A 19063-nucleotide genomic window follows, 5' to 3' on the forward strand; every position below is an offset into this window, starting at 1 on the left:
TCGCCATGTCATCGGCTCCCTTCCATATGAGAATCCGTATGTATACCGGCGCCCGGTTGGCCGGACACGGTGTGAGGTTCGTTTGCGGTCGGTCGTGGCACCGGAGCCGGCTCCTGGCCGGGGAATGTGGGCATGTCGAGCGTCGCGGCGCGCGGTGCGTCCGCCGCATGGGCGCGGAACCATTCCGCGACGCGCGTTTCGCTCACCGGTTCGAGATCCCACGCGTCGAGTCCCACGTTGAGGGCCTCGGGCCGGGCGCCTTCGGGCGAAAGCTGATGCGTGTGCCCGTACAGGAGCCTGCGCCCGTCGAACGGCAACGCCTGATCGTGGAATCGCGCCGCGTCGTCCGGCCACCCGAAGGCGAGGTCCTCGCGGTACGGGAAGTGCGACAGGTTCACGGTTTCCGTCGCCTCCGGATGCGCGGCGTCGAGCCCGGCGAGCTCGACCGTGCCGTTCGCCTCGATCGAGGCGAACAGGTTGCGTGCCGGCTTGTTCTCCAGCCACCAGTCGTCGTGGTTGCCGATGACCGCGCGCAGATTGCGGCAGTTCAGCCGGCGCAGGCAATCCTTGAGATGCTTGACGGATGTGCGGAAGCCGATGTCGCCGAGGATCCACAGCTCGTCGTCCTCGCCGACGATGCGGTTGATGTTCGCGACAATCGCCTCGTCGTGGGCGTCCGTGTTCGCGGTCGTGCGGAAGCTGAGTCGTGAATCGTCGAGTACGACGCCTTTCGCCCAATCCTCGGCGGCCTTGCGGCCGTGCGTGGCGAGCAGTTCGTTGTAATGGGCGCGCTCCGGGTCGAACGTGGTGTATCCGCGCAGCACACTGACCAGCGGATGCCCGAAATGCGTGTCCGTGGTGAAATACCTCATCGTATGGTCTCCTTTCGTTCTTTCCTCTCCATGGTGCTCCCTCATCGGAACGGACATGGTTCGTCGGAATCCCGACCTTCCATCCTCTCATATGGTCATGTCGGCGCATGTCCTCCGTCGGCGGAATCCCCATCCTTTCCGGATACCAGTCATTCATCCTCCCGACGCGGGACTCCGGCCTTGAGCAGCTTCACCACCAGCGGCGCACGTTTGATGACGTCGTCGTAATTGAAATGGACGATCTCGTGCGCGCCTGCGCGCTTCAACGCCTCATCCCGTTCCCGTTCCTTCGACACCACTTCCTGTATCGTCCGGTTATCGGTCATTTCCGGGTCGACGTATTTGCGTGTGCCGTCATACTCTCCGACAATCACCTTGCCGTCCTGAAGCGTCCATACGAAATCGGTTCGGTATTCATCTCCGGTCTGCGGGTCGCGTACCGACACCTGCACGCGCGGCGGTCGGAAACGTTCCTCGATCATCGTGCCTCGGGCCAACGACTCGCCGCCGTTCTCGCTTTTCGTATTCACATGGCGCAACAGTCGGGACAGCGTCGCCTGATCGACACGCATCCGGGAGCACGCGGCGAACACGTCGTCGGCGGTGACTCCTTTGGCGAACGCCGAATCGAAGAACGGGAGCGCCTACCGGAAGTCGAACGATGCCGCGCAGTCGATCAGCGTGTAAGCAGGCGGCAGCAGCATCAATCCCGTATCCTCATGCGTGACGGCCACCGCTTTCACCTTCGGAACGTATACGCGCTTCAACTGTCTGCCGGAATGATGCGTGCCATGATCGGTCACCGCAATGGACACCGTGCCGTCATGCAGACGCCACTGGTGCTCGAACCCGTAGGCGACCGCGGCAACCAGTCCTCCGAACACCCAGCTGTCGTGCTCCTTCGCCAACGAGCGGGCGATATGCATCGTGCGTTGGGGAGGCGTCAGCTCGCTCCAATACGAGGTCGCGGCATACAATGACGGCTTGCCGGAATAGACATGCGACAGTTCACCTGCGGCGGCGCGTCTGCGCAGCGCCGCCTGTTCGGAGGGGCGGCCTGGCGGTGCTGGCCTGACGGGGAAGGCATGGCTCCCGATGCGGCCGCCGGTATGGCAGCCGGGATAAGCCGGCGCATCCGCCGGCATGGCCGTCGATACGCCTTGACCGAAAGAAAGGGCGGGCGTTCCCGACCGCGGCATGCAATCGGCTATCATTGTGTGGTTTGGGCACCAGCACCAGCAGCAATATCATCAGGGAGCGTAGAGCGAACATGTCATTCGAGCATCCGAACAGGAACAACGAAAGCATCAGGGACGTCGAACTGGACATCATGAGCCGTCCGCCGGAGCACAACACGACGAACCTCGACCTCGACCGCATGGAGATGATGCTCGACTTGCTGGGCGACCCCCAGGACTCGTTCCGCGTGATCCACGTGACCGGCACCAACGGCAAGGGGTCCACCGCGCGCATGGCCGAGGCGATCTGCCGCGCATACGGCATGCGCACCGGCCTGTACACGTCGCCGCATCTGGAGAAGGTCAACGAGCGCATCGCCATCGACGGCCAGCAGCTGTCCGACGACGACTTCATCGACGCATGGGACCAGATCAAGGACCTCGTCGCCATGGTCGACGCGAAGATGACCGAGCAGGGCAAGCCGCGCATGAGTTTCTTCGAGGTGCTCACCTCGATGGCCATCTGGAAGTTCGCCGACGCCCCCGTCGACGTCGCCATCGTCGAGGTCGGCATGGGCGGCGCATGGGACGCCACGAACGTGCTCGACGCCGACGCGGCAATCATCGGCCCCGTCGACATGGACCACATGAAGTGGCTGGGCGACACGGTCGAGCAGATCGCCACGGAGAAGGCCGGCATCATCAAACCCGATTGCACGGCCGTCATCGGCCCCCAGCCGCACGCCGAAGCTGTCATGCCCATCATCGAGGCCGCCGCGGAACGCAATCACGCCACGCTCGTGCGCGACGGCTACGAGATGGAGGTCACGGGCCGCATGCCCGCGGTCGGTGGCCAGGTCGCCACCCTGTCCACGCCGCTCGGCACGTACACGGAGGTGCCGATCGCCAAGTTCGGCGAGCATCAGGCGCACAACGCGCTCGCCGCGCTCGCCGCCTGCGAGGCCGTGATCCCGGTCTCCGGCGCGCTCGACGGCGACATCGTCGCCGAAGCGCTCTCCGGCGTGAGAATCCCCGGCCGCATCGAACAGGTGCGCACTTCGCCGACGATCATCGTCGACGGCGGCCACAACGTGAACGCCGCCGAATCACTGCGCGCCGCCATCGAGGAGAACTACCACTTCGAGCAGCTCGTCGGCGTGGTCGCGATGATGGAGGACAAGCAGGTCGAGGAGTATCTCGGCGTGCTCGAACCCATCCTCAGCCAGGTGGTCGTCACCGAGAACTCGTGGCGCGACCGCGTCATGCCGGCCGACGAGTTGGAGAAGATCGCCGTCGACGTGTTCGGCCGCGACCGTGTCATCAAGGAACCGGAACTGCCCGACGCGATCCAGGCCGCCGTCAACCTCGTCGACGAGGCGGACGATCTCGGCGTCGGCTATGGCCACGGCGTGCTCATCTGCGGCAGCTTCGTCACCGCGGGCGACGCGCGCGAGATGCTCAAGGAGCATATGAGCCCCGTGATGAAGAAGGCGATGAGCATCCACCAGCCGGTCGTCGAACCGGACGACACCGAACCGGCCGACACCGACATCGAAGACCCCGCCGACCCCACCATCGCGGAAGGCGGCGACACCCCTGCCGGGAAAGGCGAGTAACGGTTGTATCTCAAGGAACTGACGCTGCGCGGCTTCAAGTCGTTCGCCACGGCGACCACGCTGCGCTTCGAGCCCGGCATCACCGCCGTGGTCGGCCCGAACGGCTCCGGCAAATCGAACATCGTCGACGCCCTGACCTGGGTGATGGGCGAACAGGGCGCACGCAACCTGCGCGGCTCCTCGATGGAGGATGTCATCTTCGCCGGCACCTCCACGCGGCCCGCGCTCGGGCGCGCGCAGGTGAGCCTGACCATCGACAACACAGACCACGCGCTCGACATCGACTATACGGAAGTCACGATCTCGCGCACCCTCTACCGCAACGGCGGCTCCGAATACGCGATCAACGGCTCGCCATGCCGTCTGCTCGACATCCAGGAGCTTCTGTCGGACACCGGTCTCGGCCAGCAGATGCACGTGATCGTCGGCCAGGGCAGGCTCGACTCCATCCTGCACGCCGACCCGTCCGGCCACCGCGCGTTCATCGAGGAGGCCGCCGGCATCCTCAAGCACCGCAAACGCAAGGAGCGCGCGCTGCGCAAGCTCGCCAACACGGAGACGAACCTTCATCGCCTCGACGACCTTCTCGGCGAGATCCGCCGCCAGATGGGGCCGCTCGGCCGTCAGGCGCGCATATCCCGCCGCGCCGACGCCATCCAGATCACGTTGCGCGACGCACGCAGCCGCCTGTACGCCGACGATGCGGTCGCCGCCATGCACCGCCTCGCGGACGTGCGCGCCGAACTCACGCAGGTGCGCGGCGCACTGTCGTCGGCACGACGCGAACTCGCGCAGGCGAGAATCGGCATCGAACGCGCGGAGGAGCAGACCGGACGCACCAGCCCCGCCATCGACGAGCTCAACCGGTCATGGGGCACGCTCACCCAATTGAAGGAGCGGTTGGAATCGCTGTCCGTCATCGCCGGCGAACGCCATGACGCGCTCATGGGCTCCCTCGCCGACGCGCCGGGCGAGGACCCGGACGTCTACGAGCGTCGTGCGGAGGAACTGGAACGTCAGGCGGCCGCGCACGTCTCCGCGCGCGACGAGGCCCGCATCGCGCTTGATCAGGCCATCGAGACGCGCGCCGGCGACGAGCAGCGTCTCGCCGCGGTCCGCCGCGCGCTCGCCGAATCGCGGCGCACCACACAGGAGCGCGACATGCGCGCGGCGAAGCTGCGCGAGCGGATCGCCCGGGAGGAGTCCGCGGTCGAGCTCGGCGCGACGCGCGGCCGCGACCTCGCCGCCGAACACGAGGCGCTGAACCGTTCGCGCGACGAGGCGGCCGCGAAGGCGGCGCGTCTCAAGGCCGAATCGGCGCGGTTGCGGGTGTCCGACGGCACCGCGTTGGAGGACGCGCGTGCGACGCTCGCGCAGCGCCGTGACGTGCTGGAATCGTTGACCGCCGAACGTGACGGGATCCGTTCGCGCGTCGTCTCGCTCAATGCCAAGGCCGACGCGCTCGAGGACACGTTGCACACGCGCAACGCCTCCGGCGCGTTGCGCGACGAGGCCGACGTGCAGGTGCTGGGCGCGCTGTCCGACTTCATCCGTGTGCGCGACGGATGGGCGGAGACCGTCGCCCACACGCTCGGCCGTTACGCCGGCGCCATCATCGTGCCGGACGGCGAAAGCATGGTGCGTGCGCTGGAACATGCGCGCGACGACCGTCTCGGCAAGGCCGTGGTCATCAACGCCGGTCTCGCCGATGGCGCCCCATCCGCGGCGCATGATTCCGCGGAGGAGGGCGACCGTCTCGCCGCGTACGTCGAAGCGAACCCGGACGCGCCGGATACCGTGCTGGCGCGGCGCGTCGTCGCGGCGGTGCGTGACCTGTTGCGCGACACGATCGTCACGGATTCGGCCGATGAGGCGCAGCGGGTCGTCGTCTCAGGCGGGCACCGGCGCGCCGTGGCACGCACGGGCGAAGTGTTCGAGGCCGGATTCGCGGCTTCGGGCGGTTCGTCGGCCTCGCAGAGCGACCTGTCGCTGGCGGCGCGACGCGACGAGGCCCTGCGACGGTCGGCCGCGCTCGCCGAACGGCTCCATGACCTCGACGCGCGGATCGGCAAGGCCCGGATTGCGCTCGACGAGGCCGCGGCCATGGTCGACGAGCAGTCGCGGCGCCATACCGAACAGCAGGTGCTGACGGAGCAGACTGCCCGGTCGCTCGCCGAGGCGGAGACTCTCGTGCGCGACATCGACTCACGCATCGCCCAGACCGTGGACCGCATCGCCCGGGCAGAGGAGGAACGGGCCGCGCACGTCGCCAGACTCGACGAGCTCAACGCGTCGTTGACATCGCTGGCACAGGGACGCGACGGCCGGGCGGATGCCGCCGGTCTCGACGAGCAGGAGCGTGGGCTGGAGGCCTCACTGGCCACGGCGCGCGATCAGGAGGTCGCCGCCACCATCGCGTGGACGGAGGCGAAACGCAAGGCCGAGTCGTTTGGGCGGCAGGCGGCGATGCTGCGCGACAACGCCCGGCAGACGCGAGAGCGCGCCGCACGCGTGGCGGCGCTCAACGAGGAACGGCGTTCGCGGGCGGCGAAGGCCGGTGCGGTGGCCGAATCCGCGCGAGACGTCGCCGCTTTGGCCGCGCGTGCCGTCGAACGGGTGGAACGTCGACGCGACGAACTCCAGTCCGCGGCATCGGCCCACAGCGAGACGCTGAAGGCCATGCGCGCGCGGCGCGACGCCGTCGAACCGCAGGTCGCAGAACTGTCCGCACGTGAACATGATCTCGACGTGCGTCGCGAGCGCGCCGACGCCGACCGTGCGCGCATCGTCGACACGGTCCGTGACGAGCTCGGCATGACCATCGACGAGCTCATCGGCGAATACGGGCCCGACAAGCCGGTGCCGCCGGTGGGCGGCGAGGGCGAGCCCGTGCCGTACGTGCGCGCGGAGCAGCAGAAGCGCCTGGAACGGGCGCGGCGCGACCTCGCCGGACTCGGCAAGGTCAACCCACTGGCCATCGAGGAGTTCGAGGCGCTGGAGACCCGCAACCGCTACCTCAACGAACAGCGCGACGATGTCGCCCGTTCGCGCGACGACCTCATGCGTCTCATCCGCGACATCGACGCGACGATGACGGACGTGTTCCGCACCGCCTTCGAAGACACGGCCAAGGCGTTCGAGACGGTGTTCGCCACATTGTTCCCCGGCGGCTCCGGGTGCCTTCGTCTGGAGGATCCGGACGACATGCTCTCCACCGGCGTGATCGTGGAGGCGCGTCCGGCAGGCAAGCGCGTGCGTCGGCTGAGTCTGTTGTCCGGAGGGGAGCGTTCCCTGACCGCGTTGGCGCTGCTGTTCGCTATCTTCACCGCGCGCCCCAGCCCGTTCTATGTGATGGACGAGGTCGAGGCGGCGTTGGACGACGTGAACCTGACGCGACTGCTTGACGCGCTCGATGACCTGCGCGAGCACGCCCAGCTCATCGTCATCACGCACCAGCAGCGCACGATGTCCATCGCGGACGCGCTCTACGGGGTGACGATGCGCGCCGACGGCGTCACCGCGGTCGTAAGCCAGAAGCTGGTAGACGAGGCGTAGCGGCGGGGTTCGTGGGAGTTGCCCTCCGGGCTCTCCCTCGGCCCCTCCTGCGGCGGGCCGGCTCCCTTGTCAGAGGGAACCGGGTGGAGGTGGCCCGCGTTTCCGCCCACAAACAAAACGGCTCCCTCATCGGAGGGAGCCGGGGTCGGGCCAGTGGTTCTCTCCAATGGGGGAGCCGTGACGGAGGCGGCGGTTGGTTATGACGCGCGCAGCGCCTTGGCGCGCGCTATCGTGTCGTCGACGAGCACGGCCTGCGCGTCGACGAGTGGCAGCTGCGGCATCGGGAACGCCTCGTTGAGCACGGACAGTTCCGTGCAGCCGAGAATCAGCGCGTCGGCGCGCACCGGTCCGGACGGGTCGAGCATGTCGCGCAGCACCGACTCGTAGCGTTCGAGGTTCAGCCCGCCGGTGCCCTTCACATCGTCGTAGATGAGCGACGTGATGCGGTCCTGCAGCGCGTCGTCCGGTTCGACGAACTCGTACCCGGCCTCCTCGACGGCCTGCCGGTACACGCCCGCCGCGCGCGAACCCATCGTGCCGAGGAACCCGACGCGCCCGCATGTACCCGAAGGCGCGTGCGGGTACAGCGTGGAGAGACGCCTGACGGCGCCGCGCGGCATGTGCAGAATCGGCACCGGCGTGAGCGCCTGGAAATGATCGTAGAAGTAGTGGGCCGTGTTGCAGGTGAGCACGATGAAGCTCGCGCCCATCGCGGTGGCCTTGGCGATGTCGTCGGCGATCACGGGGAACGGGTCGTCGTCCGACTGCCCGGTGATGAACGCGGTCCTGTCCGGCACGGACGCGTCGTTGAACACGACGTAGTCGAGGTATTCCTGATCGTTGCGTGCGTGCGTGCCCTCGTTGACGAGACGCACGTAGCTTTCCGTGGCGAGCGAGCCCATGCCGCCCAGTACGGCGAAGAACGGTCGGCGCATGCGGTCAGCGCCCCTCGATGTGCTCGTCGATCGCCGGCTTCTCGCCGTTGTGGACGAAGTAGATGTCGTACCAGGTGAGGAACGAGTACACGGTCCAGATCTTGCGACGCGCGTTGTTCCTGCCCGCGTAGTTGTCGTCGAGCATCTTGAGCAGCGTCGGCTGGTCGAAGAACTCGGAGACGAAGTCGCGGGAGAAGAGCTCGCGCACCAGACGATAGTAGGGCTCCTGACGCAGCCACTCCTTGATGGGTACGGGGAATCCCATCTTCTCGCGGTTGTACCAGGCCTCCGGCAGATGGCGCGCGGCGGCCTCACGGAACGCGTACTTGCTGTTGCGCCAGTTGATGAGGTACTTGGTCGGCACCGTTTCGGCGACGTCCATGACCTCGCGGTCGAGGATCGGCACGCGCAGCTCAAGCGAGTTCGCCATGGACATCTTGTCCGCCTTGAGCAGGATGTCCTTGACCATGCCCTGATGCATGTCGGCGTACTGCTTCTTCTTGATGTCGCTCACGTTGCGCAGCTTCGGCGTGCGCAGCAGCTGGCGGATACGCACCCACTGGCTCGTGCCGTTGCGGTACGCGGGCTTGAGCAGTTCGTCGGCCTCCTGCTCGGTCATCACGCGCGAGCAGCCGTGGAAGCATTCCTCAGGTGGAGCCAGATGCAGGTACATGTGCAGTTGGCCGTGGAAATGCTTGTCGCGGATCGCATGCGCCAGAGCGGTGCGCATCGGACGCGGCAGCTTCTCCAACGCCGCCGTGAGCAGGCGGATGGCCTTCGATTTCGTGTAGAAGCCGTAAGGCTGGTAGCCGGCGAACAGCTCGTCCGCGCCCTCGCCGCTCATGACGACGCGCACCTGGGAGGCGGCGAGTTTGGAGACGAAGTACAGGGGCACGCAGGACGGGTTGCCGTCCGGTTCGTCCAGATGCCATTGGATGCGGCGGAAGTGGCTGAACGCGTCATGCGGGGTGACGGTCTTCGCCTCGTTGTTGAGCCCGATCATCTCGGACAGTTCGTGCGCCTGCCTGGCCTCGTTGAACTGGCCGGTGTCGAAGCCCACGGAATACGTGTGGTCGGGGCGTGCGACCGCGGCGACATAGCTGGAGTCCACGCCGGCGGAGAGGAAGGATCCCACCTCGACGTCGGCGACCTGGTGGGCGGCGACGGAGTCGCACACGGCCTTGTCGATGTCGTCGACGACCTTCTTCAGGCTCTGCCGGGACTCGCGCTGGTTGGGATCCCAGTACTGATGCTGCTCCATCTTCCCGTCGCGGTAGGTGAACCAGTGGGCGGGCGGCAGCTGGAAGACTCCCTTGAAGAAGCTCTGGTCGGTGATGTTGCACTGGACCGTCATGTAGGCCTTCAGCGGGTCGGGATTGAACTCCTTGACGAAGTCGGGATGCTGGATGAGCGACTTGATCTCGGACCCGTACATGAACGTGCCGTTCATCCTCGCATAGTAGAACGGCTTGATGCCGAAGCGGTCGCGGGCGCCGAACAGCTCGCGTTTGGCCTTGTCCCAGATCACGAAGGTGAACATGCCGCGCAGGCGGTCGAGCAGCTTCGGCCCCCACTCCTCGTAGCCGTGCAGCAGCACCTCGGTGTCGCCGTGGGTGGCGAACGTGTGGCCGGCGGCGATGAGTTCCTCGCGTAGCGGCTGGTAGTTGTAGACCTCGCCGTTATAGGTGATGACAAGGTTGCCGTCCTCGTTGGTCATCGGCTGCTTGCTGCCCTCGAGGTCGATGATGCTCAGGCGGCGGTGGCCCAGGGCCACGTGTTCGTCGACGTACTTGCCTTCGGCGTCGGGCCCGCGGTGGGCGATGATGTCGGTCATGCGTTTGATGACCGGGCATTTGACGTCGACCGGATCGTCGTTGACGAAACCTGCGATGCCGCACATACTGTGTTCTCCTTCACGTGTCGTGGAAACTCCGGGAATTATAGCAGTGGGAGACGTCGGCGGGACGACCGCGCGACGGCTCCGCCGACGTCTCCGACGCGCCAGCGACGTTCAGCGCCGGGGTGCGTAGCGCTTGAAATCGCGGGCGACGGCCATCTGCCAGCGCAGCAGTTCCAAGGCGCGCCGGAGATTCGTGTCGTGGGCGTCGTGTGCGGAACGGCTCCATTCGCCTCGTGCGATGAGGTTCATCGCCTCCTGCTTGACCGGACCGTCCGGCGCGTACCTGCGGAACACGTCCTTCGAGGTGCCGAGCCAGAGATGGCGGGTGAAGCACAGTTCGGTGGGACGGCGCTCGCCGAGGATGAGGTCGCGGCCGATGTACGCGGCGAGATTATACCCGGCGCAGGTGGTGAAGTCGCTCGACCCGCCCATGCGGGGGTTGATTTCCAGGAACCGGTAGGAGCCGTCGCGCGGGTCGCGCTTGATGTCGAAGTTGGCGAATCCGGTGTAGTGCAGCGTCTCCAGCAGCTTCGCGCATTGGCGGTACACCTCGTCGTCGCCTTCCGACATGATCGCCGCGTAGTTGCCGATGCGGCTGGGCGCATACTCCTCCATGATCGGATGCCCCATGCACATCATGGCGATGGTGCCGTCCATGTTCACGTAGGCATTGAGCGTGCGCATCTCGGTGTCGTCGCCGGGGATGAACTCCTGGATGACGAGGTCGCCGTCGTATCCCGCCGTATAGATGGCCTTCGCCACCTGGTTCAGCTCTTCGCGCGTGCGGATCGTGTACGCCTTCTTGCGGCCTTCGAATTCGATGCCGAGATACTGCACCGAGTCGGCGGCCTTGAGCTCGAGCGGGAAATCCGAAGGCTCGGGCACCGGTCTTCCGGCTTTGAAGTCGGCGGTCGAATAGGCGGCGGTGGCGGGTGTGTCCACTCCGGCCTCGTCGCACAGCCTCCAGAATGCGACCTTGTCGACGGCGCGTTCGAGCGTGGGGCCGTCGACGGTGGCGGTCGCGTAGCGTTTGCGGATCGCGTCGCGGTGGCGGGCGAGCAGGGCGGCGGTCGTGTCGCCGCAGGCGATGAGCAGCAGACGGCGGCCCGGCACCGTGGCCTCGAGGTCGTCCGCGAGACGCATGAGCCGCAGCACGAACCGGTCCTCGTCGGTCAGGTCCGGAATGACCCGCGTATCCACGTATCTGGAATACCGGCATTGCAGAAGGATGGCGGGGCCGACGGCCAGCGAGGCGACGCCGAACTCCTTATGGAAACCGCGGGCCAGACCGTAGGCGTTGGCTCCGCTGCCGAGTAGGACGGGAAGGAACGACGGCGCCTCCCCGACCGCACCGGCGGCCTCGTTGCTCGTGGTATGGGCGGGGGATAATGTGCGTTCGTTCATGGTCTTCCTGGGGTTTGGGTATTTCCCCGGAAGCGTGCGCCGTCCGGGGCTGTCGGTGCTGGGGACATTGTAGCGCCGTGGCGTAACGGTGCGTCAGGAGCGTCGGCGCAGTCGTCGCCGGACGGACTGCATGAGACGCAGCGCGCCGTAGAACGCCGTCTTCACCGGCACGTCGCGTGAGGGGGCGACGTCCGTGATCTCCTCGGTGAACTTCGTCTTGAATTCGTTGAGCCCCTTGAGCGAGGGGGCGAAGTCGCTGCCGATGCCCATCAGGTCGTAGGCGGTCACGCCCCGCGCGCCGAGCATGCAGCACTCGGTGTACAGGAGCTTGTCGGTCACGTGCATGCGCATCGCCTCCGAACGCATGCCGGCATAGTAGCGTACGGCATGCGTGCCACTGACCGTCACGATGGACCATGCCATCACCTTGCCGTCGAGGCGTGCGGCGAAGACGCGGCAGTGGTCGGGGCCGAGCGTGCGGATCATGTCCTCGTAGTCGCTTTGCGGCGCGGGGGCGAATCCGTCGCGCGACCCGGTCTCGACCATCACCGCGTAGTAGTCGGAGAAATCGGCGGTCGCGAGGTCGGTCTCGTCGGCGCATTCGGCCGCGCACTCGCGCAACGACTTGCGCACGTCCCTCCTGCCGCGCCGCTTCATGCGTTTGAGGATCTCCTCATCGCCACCGGTCACGTCGATGACGACGGTCGAGTCGTACGGCACAGTGGAGAGCACGGGGACCGTCCCGTCCTCATACCAGGTGTCCAGACGCAGGAACGCGGCATTGCGGTCGAACGAGCGCATCGCCTTGACGAGTGCCTGAAGCGTCTCGAGCTCCGTTGCGGCGTCGGGCTTGCCGTCGAGCCATACCGGTCCGTGCATCGCGCGCAGGTAATGGTAGCCATGCGTCAGGTAGTCGACGAGAGAGAGGAACGCGACCGGCTCGCCGTCCCTCAACACACAGAGCACGCCCCAATGGCGCCGACCGTCGATCGTGCTCTGGTACCGCGCCCATGCCTCGGTCTGTTCGATGGGCAGGTCGAGGCCGTGGGCCGCGGCTTCCTGTCCGAACCGTTGAAACGTCGTCTTTTCGATCGTGAGCATGGGAACCGCCTCTGTGTCTTGGATATCCGTCATTCGTGCCGTGTTGCGGATCGAGAGATCCGAGCCACAGCGTACCGGAAGCCTATGTAACGACATGCGAATGCATGCTCGCGGGAAGAAGGCTGAACGTTCGCTGTGGCATGTGTGGGCGCTATTCGCCGCGTATGCCGTCACGCATCCGCTTGGCGGCCTGCAACGCCTGGTACATGGTGCGACGCACCGGAACGTCGCGCGAAGGGGCGACGGGGGTCGTCTCCTCGGCGAACTTCGTCTTGAACGTGTTGAGCGAGCGGATCGACGGCGAGAAGTCGTTGCCCACTCCCATGAGGTCGATGCGTCCGACGCCACGTTCGCCGAGCGCGCAGCAGAACGTGTACAGCAGTTTGTCCGGTACGAGCGCGCGGCGGAATTCGGTGCGCACGCACGCGTAATAGTAGACGGCCTCGTCCCCGTTGACGGTGAGGATCGCCCAGGCGACCACTTCGCCTTCGACACGTGCGGCGAAGACGCGGCAGTGGTCGGGGCCGAGGTCCCGGATCATGTCCTCGTAGTCGCTTTGCGGTGCGGGCTCGAAACCATCCCTCTCGGCGGTCTCGACCATCACGTCGTAGTATGCGGAGAAATCCTCGGCGGCGGCGTCCGTCTCGTCCGCGCAGACGGCGGGGCTTTCGCGCAGCGCCTTGCGCACGTCGCGGCGGCCGCGCTTCCTCATGCGCGCGAGGATCTCCTCGTCGCCGCCGGTCAGGTCCACGACCACCGTCTCGTTGTACGGCACGGTGGAGAGCACCGGGAAGGTGCCCGTTTCGTACCAGGTGTCGAGGCGGAGGAACACGACGTCATGGTCCTTTGCGTGAACGTACGCCGCGAGGGCTTCGAGCAGTTCGCGCTCCTCGTCCTCGCCGGGCTTGCTCGCCCACACCGGTCCGTGCGTGGAACGCAGGTAATGGTAGCCGTGCGTGTGGTAGTCGATGAGCGAAAGCAGGGCGACGACACGGCCGTCACGTCGGGCCAGCACGCATCCCCACGGGGCGCGCCCGTCGATGCCCGCCTGATAATCGGCCCACACGCGCGTCTGCTCTATGGGCAGCGTGACGCCCATCCGCGCGGCTTCGCGCTCCATGGTTGCGGAATCGGTTTCCTCGATGATCGTCGACATATCCTTCGGTGGTCTTCTTCCTTGGTGTTCTGTTGCCCTTGGTGTTCTTCCGTGCGATGGCCAGGTCCCGCGCGTGCGTCAGTTCCGGCGGTCTTCCAGCACCCGCCTGACGACGTTCGCGTCACCGGGCCATGCCACGGCCTCGCCGTTGATGATGTTGCGGGTCTCGTGCCCTTTGCCGATGACGAGCACGATGTTCAGACGCCCGGTGGCGGCCACATCGGCGCGCGCCTCGTCGATGGCCGTGGCGATCGCCCGTTCCCGGTCCACGACCACCTTCGTCTCGGCCTTCGGGTCGGTCACGTGGGAGGCCATCTCCTCCGCGATCGCGCGCGGATCCTCGAAATTGGGGTCGTCGGTGGTGAGGATGAACGAGGAGGCTCGGCCCAACGCCCCCTTGACGATGCCCTCGCGACGGTCGATGGCCTTGCCGCCGGTCGAACCGGCGACCAGCGTGATGCGCGGATCGCGTTCGCCGTACACGCGCAGCACCTCGTCCACGACGGATTTGGTGGAGATGTAGTTGTGCGCGTAGTCCACATACACGTGCAGGTCGTCGCCTTCGGTGAACCGCTCCATGCGCCCGGGGACCTGTACATGCTCGACGGCGCGCATCGCGGGGTCGTCGAACGGCACGCCGGTCCTCATCGCCAGCGTCATCGCGGTGCCGGCGTTGAGGAAGTTGAACTCGCCGAGCATGTCGAGCGCGAGCGTGACGGTCCGGTCGCCGCACGTCACGCGAATGCCGGTCCTGCACGACGGGTCGATGGACACCGTCACGTCCGCGGGCGTCGTGTGGCCGTCGGCCGCATCATGCAGGGCGAACGTGGTGACCGGCGTTCCCGCGCGGCGCGCGTCCTCGCGCAGCAGGTCGGCGTGGTCGCAGTCCGCGCCGAGCACGAGCGTGCGCGAGTTGCCGATGATGCGGCGCTTGCAGTACAGATAATCCTCGAACGTGGGGTGTTCGATCGGGCTGATGTGGTCGGGGGAGATGTTGAGGAACGCGCCGACGTCGAAGGTGAGTCCGTATACGCGGTTCACCTTGTACGCCTGGGAACTGACCTCCATGACCATGTACTTCATGCCGGCGTCGACCGCCTCGCGCATCATGCGGAACGCGTCGAGCGATTCGGGCGTGGTGAGCTTGGAGGGCGTCCATGTGCGCCCGTCCAGACAGCACGCCAGCGAGCTCATCATCGCGGCGCGGCCATGCGAATACGCGTTGAGGATCGCATGCGTGAAGTAGTCGGTGGTGGTCTTGCCCTTCGTGCCGGTGATGCCGACGAGCGTGAGCGAGTCCTGCGGACGGCCGTAGAACTCTGCGGAAAGCAGGCTCATCGCCTTGCGCACGTCCTCGACGATGAGACCGGGCGCCTTCGTGCGGTCCGCGTAGGGGGTCTGCGCCACGTAGGAACCGAGCCCCCGCCCGTCGATGCCGTCAAGGAACTCGGGCTTGAACCGTCCCTTGACGAACAGCATGGAGCCGGGGGCGACTTGACGGGTGTCGTAGGTGACGGCGGGGATCGGGGCATCGGCGCCGGGCAGCGACGCGGCATCCATCGTCCACCGGTCGCCGGCGACGATCTCACGCAACAGATGATGGTTATCCAGCAGCTTGGCCGCGGAGACGAGACTCAACGGCGAAGTCGTGGTGGGCATAGGCAAACTCTCCTGGATGTCATGGCGCTGCGGGTCTCGCGGACGCCACGCAAGATACTACTACAATGGGCAACCGTGACCAGCGAGACGACAGAGACCACGGCGCAGCGCCGGGAACGCTTCGAACGGCTCGCCATGCCGGCGCTCGACGCGCTGTACCGGCGGGCGATGCGCCTGACCAACAACCCCGACGACGCGCAGGACCTCGTGCAGGACACGTTCGAACGCGGGTTCAAGGCGTTCGACTCGTTCCGCCCCGGCACGAACTTCGAGGCGTGGATGACGACCATCGAACGCAACGCCTACTTCAACCAGTATGCGAAGGAGAAGCGCCGCCCGCAGCGGGCGAACGCCTCCGACGGCGAATACGACGACTGGGACCTCTACGAGGCGTCCGAGCACTCCTCGGACGGCCTGAGGTCCGCCGAGGACGAGTATCTCGACGCGTTCGCGCCCGAGGAGATCATGGAGGCACTCGCGAAGCTTTCGCCCGAACGCCGGCAGGTGTTCATCGACACGGCCATCGACGGCAAGACGTACCGGCAGGTCGCCGAGGAGCAGGGCGTCGCCATCGGCACGGTGATGAGCCGTCTCAACCGCGCCCGCACGCAGCTCAAGCACGAGCTCGCCGCATATGCGCGCGAGCACGGCTACGGCACGCAGCTGCCGTCCGGTTCACCCTCGGCGAAGTCCGATGCGAAGCGTGCCGGCGCGCGTGTCTCCGGCGATAATGGAGACGGAGGCCGCGAGGCGTGCGATGGCGCGGACGCGGCCGGGCGAAAGGAGATGCGATGAACGAACGGTCCGTGGGTCGGGTGCGTCATATCTCCGTCACCCGAACGACATCAGACGGCATGGTGAGTCATACCGAGGTGCGCATCAGTGAAGTGAGCGTCGTCGGTGACGCCGATGACGCCGGCATGGGCGATGCCGTGGCCGGCGCGGGGGAGCGTTTCGACCCCTCGACGTGCTGTTCGCGGCGCGAGCAGGCGATGATCGCCGCGTTGCGGGAGTACCTGCGGCCGCAGGAGGCGCCGGAATGCCTCAGGGAACGCATCAGGGTATGCCTCGACCGCTGCTGCGACGGACGGTGACCGCCGGCCGGCGGCCATGCATCTGACGGCGTGAAGCGGCATGGGACGTGGAATGAAAAAGGACCCGTCGAATCTAACGATTCGACGGGTCCTCGCGTCTTGGAACGACAAGAATCAGGCGTTGGGGCGCTTGCCGTGGTTGGCGGCCTTCTTGCGACGATCCCTGCGCTTACGTCCGCGCATGCCCATGATGGACTCCTTTGCTGAAGAGAAATAAGCCTTCGGCATTATGCCATAGGACGCGGACACGCCGCAAACCGCGTTTCGTTCCGTTCGGGAGCGGCCGCGGTCCGCGGCGTGTGGGCGTCTGCGGGCGTCAGTCGAGCTCGGCCTTGATGAACAGCTTCGTGACGCTGGTCTCGCCCGGCTTGATGGCGATGAGGTCCTTGCCAGTGTTGAACGCGTTCGCGTAGGCGGTCTGCGGCTCGACGGCGGTGCCGGCCGGGTGCTTGAACGCGGGGAAGCCGGTGCCGGTGCACACCTGGAAGGAGGTGATCGTCTCGTCGCCGCCGACGTGCACGGTCAGGCCGTCCGGGCGGTGGAACGTCGCGGTCGCGGTGCCGTCGGCGGCGTGCTCGACGTCGGTCCACGCGTCGTCGTACGGCTGCTCGGTGAGCAGGCGCGGCTCGCGGAAGTCGTACTTGGTGCCGTCCACCGGCTCGGTGCCGGTCGGGATGAGGTTCTCGTCGACGGTGACGTGCGTGCGGGCCGGAACGGTGAGCGTGCACTGCGCGTTGTGGCCGTCGATCTCGTCGCCGTAGCCGTTGAAGCCGTTGTCGAGCCACGGGTGGATGGCGAGGGCCCACGGGGCGTCCACGTCGCCGTTGTTGTACGCCTCGACGGTGATCTTCAGGCCGTCGTCGGTCAGCTGGTGCGTCGTGGTGACGACCACGTCGAACGGGTAGCCGAGCAGGAACGGCACGCGCCAGGACTGCGTGACGGAGTCCTCGGTGAGCGCTTCGAGCTTCCAGAAGGAGCGGTAGCCGTAGCCGTGGATGGCGGTGTTCTTGTCGTGCTCGTCGATCGGCAGCTCGTAGGTCTTGCCTTCGAAGGTGTAGACGCCGGCCTCGATGCGGTTCGGGAACGGCACGAGCAGCTGGCCGTGGCAGCAGGTGACCGGGTCGTCGGCGCCGAGCGGGACGATCACGTTGCGGCCCTTGTAGGTGACTTTGCGCATCGTCGCGCCCAGCTCGGTGATGACGGCCTCGTAGTCGCCATGCTTGATCGTGTACTGCTGGCCCGTGCGCGGGGGAAGGTTCTTTACCATATGGCTCACTCCAGAGTGAATATGTTGTGTGGTGTCCGATAACCGGGGTTATCGCTAACATGCCCAGTCTAACGCCTGCGGGGGGCTTGCGGCGCGGATTCGTGCGGCGATTCCTCCGCGGGCGTGCGGCCGTCCGCGTGCGGTAGAGTCGTCAACGGATGCGCCGAGACGCGGCGCGGGGGAGGAGCACCAGTGACCGACAGGGGCAGACGCATCGTATTGGCCGACCCGCGCGGGTTCTGCGCGGGAGTGGACCGCGCCATCCTCACCGTGCGCACGATCCTCAAGGGGGCGCATGGGTCGCGTGGGCAGGGGCTGCCGCCCGTGTACGTGCGCCGTCAGATCGTGCACAACAAGCACGTGGTCGAGGATCTCGCCTCGCAGGGCGCCGTGTTCGTCGAGGAGCTGGGGGAGATCCCCGACGAGGCCGCCGCGGCCGGCGTGCCGGTCGTGTTCTCCGCGCATGGCGTGTCGCCGTCGGTCAAGGCGGAGGCGAAGGCGCGCGGACTCAACGTGGTGGACGCCACCTGCCCGCTCGTCGCCAAGGTGCATCGCGAGGTGCTGCGTTTCGCGAAGTCCGGCTACGAGATCGTCTACATCGGCCACAAGGGGCACGACGAGGCGGTCGGCGTGGTGGGCGAGGCTCCGGCGCACGTGCACCTCATCGAGCATGAGGGCGATGTGGAGGGGCTGGACTTCACGCCGGGCACGAGACTCGTGCTGCTCAGCCAGACCACGTTGAGCGTCGACGAGACCGCAGGCACGATCGCCGCCCTGCAGACGCGGTTCCCGTGGATCGAGATGCCGCCCAGCTCGGACATCTGCTATGCGACGTCGAACCGGCAGGCGGCTGTCAAACTCGTCGCCGAACGCTCCGACTGCGTGGTGATCGTCGGCTCGGCGAACTCGTCCAACTCGGTGCGTCTGGTCGAGGTCGCGCAGGAGGGATTGGGCGGGCGCGGGCGCGCGCACCGCGTCGACGACGCCGGCGACCTGGACCCCGCATGGTTTGACGGCGTCGAGGCGGTGGGCGTCTCCTCCGGCGCGTCCGTGCCCGAGGAGTACGTGGAGGGCGTGATCGCCGCGCTGCGCGAACGCGGGTACACCGACGTCGAATCGGTGGAGACCATCAAGGAGACGATGCATTTCGTGCTGCCGGCAGAATTGCGCCGGCAGCCCTCGCGGTGACCCGCGGGCACGGTCAATACGTGCGGTTATCATCGGGTCGGTTTGACTCATGTTCCAACAAGGCGGCGCGCGGCTCGAACCCGCGCCGTGCGGTTACGCGACAAGAACGACTAGAACAAACAGCATCATTGAATAAGA

16 protein-coding genes are annotated in these 19063 nt (G+C 66.6%); 5 read left to right on the plus strand and 11 right to left on the minus strand.

The window, feature by feature from the left end:
* Window positions 1-8: 8 nt before the first annotated feature.
* From BFAL_RS00605 to BFAL_RS11465, 3 genes are all read right to left on the minus strand, one after another.
* On the minus strand, window positions 9-872 hold the full coding sequence (locus tag BFAL_RS00605; protein ID WP_236691605.1) for a metallophosphoesterase family protein: 864 nt from the start codon (window positions 870-872) through the stop codon (window positions 9-11).
* Window positions 873-1021: 149 nt separating this feature from the next.
* Complete coding sequence (locus BFAL_RS11460; protein ID WP_236691606.1) at window positions 1022-1465, minus strand: hypothetical protein; 444 nt, start codon at window positions 1463-1465, stop codon at window positions 1022-1024.
* A gap of 51 nt (window positions 1466-1516) precedes the next feature.
* On the minus strand, window positions 1517-2017 hold the full coding sequence (locus BFAL_RS11465) for a hypothetical protein (protein ID WP_236691607.1): 501 nt from the start codon (window positions 2015-2017) through the stop codon (window positions 1517-1519).
* Between the two features lie 125 nt (window positions 2018-2142).
* On the opposite strand from BFAL_RS11465, the gene BFAL_RS00615 reads away from it, so the two are divergent.
* A complete protein-coding gene (locus tag BFAL_RS00615) occupies window positions 2143-3666 on the plus strand; it encodes a bifunctional folylpolyglutamate synthase/dihydrofolate synthase (protein ID WP_082440224.1) in 1524 nt (507 codons plus the stop codon).
* A gap of 3 nt (window positions 3667-3669) precedes the next feature.
* Window positions 3670-7221 (plus strand): chromosome segregation protein SMC, encoded by a 3552-nt coding sequence (gene smc / locus BFAL_RS00620; protein WP_055426512.1) that lies wholly within the window; start codon window positions 3670-3672, stop codon window positions 7219-7221.
* Window positions 7222-7418: 197 nt separating this feature from the next.
* Here the strand turns inward: smc and BFAL_RS00625 are convergent, their stop codons facing one another.
* The 6 genes from BFAL_RS00625 to BFAL_RS00650 all read right to left on the minus strand — a co-directional run bounded on the left by BFAL_RS00625 (window position 7419) and on the right by BFAL_RS00650 (window position 15376).
* Window positions 7419-8156: an aspartate/glutamate racemase family protein gene (locus tag BFAL_RS00625; protein WP_055426513.1), complete on the minus strand. Its 738-nt coding sequence runs from the start codon at window positions 8154-8156 to the stop codon at window positions 7419-7421.
* 4 nt (window positions 8157-8160) lie between these two features.
* The gene (gene asnB / locus BFAL_RS00630; RefSeq protein ID WP_055426514.1) at window positions 8161-10056 is read right to left on the minus strand and encodes an asparagine synthase (glutamine-hydrolyzing); all 1896 of its coding nucleotides are present in this window, start codon (window positions 10054-10056) and stop codon (window positions 8161-8163) included.
* A 111-nt stretch (window positions 10057-10167) separates the two neighbouring features.
* Complete coding sequence (locus BFAL_RS00635; protein ID WP_055426515.1) at window positions 10168-11460, minus strand: carboxylate--amine ligase; 1293 nt, start codon at window positions 11458-11460, stop codon at window positions 10168-10170.
* A 93-nt stretch (window positions 11461-11553) separates the two neighbouring features.
* On the minus strand, window positions 11554-12561 hold the full coding sequence (locus BFAL_RS00640; protein ID WP_055426516.1) for a lipid II:glycine glycyltransferase FemX: 1008 nt from the start codon (window positions 12559-12561) through the stop codon (window positions 11554-11556).
* A gap of 151 nt (window positions 12562-12712) precedes the next feature.
* Window positions 12713-13717 carry a lipid II:glycine glycyltransferase FemX gene (locus BFAL_RS00645; protein ID WP_055426517.1) on the minus strand — a complete coding sequence of 335 codons (1005 nt, stop codon included), beginning with the start codon at window positions 13715-13717 and terminating at the stop codon, window positions 12713-12715.
* A 78-nt stretch (window positions 13718-13795) separates the two neighbouring features.
* Window positions 13796-15376: a UDP-N-acetylmuramoyl-L-alanyl-D-glutamate--2,6-diaminopimelate ligase gene (locus tag BFAL_RS00650; protein ID WP_055426518.1), complete on the minus strand. Its 1581-nt coding sequence runs from the start codon at window positions 15374-15376 to the stop codon at window positions 13796-13798.
* 135 nt (window positions 15377-15511) lie between these two features.
* On the opposite strand from BFAL_RS00650, the gene BFAL_RS00655 reads away from it, so the two are divergent.
* On the plus strand, window positions 15512-16171 hold the full coding sequence (locus tag BFAL_RS00655; protein WP_152973443.1) for a sigma-70 family RNA polymerase sigma factor: 660 nt from the start codon (window positions 15512-15514) through the stop codon (window positions 16169-16171).
* The gene (locus BFAL_RS00660) at window positions 16168-16470 is read left to right on the plus strand and encodes a hypothetical protein (protein ID WP_055426520.1); all 303 of its coding nucleotides are present in this window, start codon (window positions 16168-16170) and stop codon (window positions 16468-16470) included. The genes BFAL_RS00655 and BFAL_RS00660 overlap by 4 nt, the downstream gene beginning before the upstream one ends.
* Window positions 16471-16584: 114 nt before the next feature.
* On the opposite strand, the gene BFAL_RS11825 is transcribed toward BFAL_RS00660, so the two are convergent.
* Entirely contained in the window at window positions 16585-16659 is a 75-nt protein-coding gene (locus BFAL_RS11825; RefSeq protein ID WP_370696044.1) for a 50S ribosomal protein bL37, read from the minus strand.
* Between the two features lie 127 nt (window positions 16660-16786).
* Window positions 16787-17737 carry an aldose 1-epimerase family protein gene (locus tag BFAL_RS00665; RefSeq protein WP_055426521.1) on the minus strand — a complete coding sequence of 317 codons (951 nt, stop codon included), beginning with the start codon at window positions 17735-17737 and terminating at the stop codon, window positions 16787-16789.
* A 192-nt stretch (window positions 17738-17929) separates the two neighbouring features.
* Here BFAL_RS00665 and BFAL_RS00670 point away from each other — a divergent pair, with 192 nt between their 5' ends.
* Window positions 17930-18925, plus strand: coding sequence for a 4-hydroxy-3-methylbut-2-enyl diphosphate reductase (locus tag BFAL_RS00670; protein WP_055426522.1), 996 nt, complete (start codon window positions 17930-17932; stop codon window positions 18923-18925).
* The last annotated feature ends 138 nt before the right edge of the window (window positions 18926-19063 follow it).

The sequence above is a fragment of the Bifidobacterium aesculapii genome (genome assembly GCF_001417815.1).
GTDB classification, from domain to species: domain Bacteria; phylum Actinomycetota; class Actinomycetes; order Actinomycetales; family Bifidobacteriaceae; genus Bifidobacterium; species Bifidobacterium aesculapii.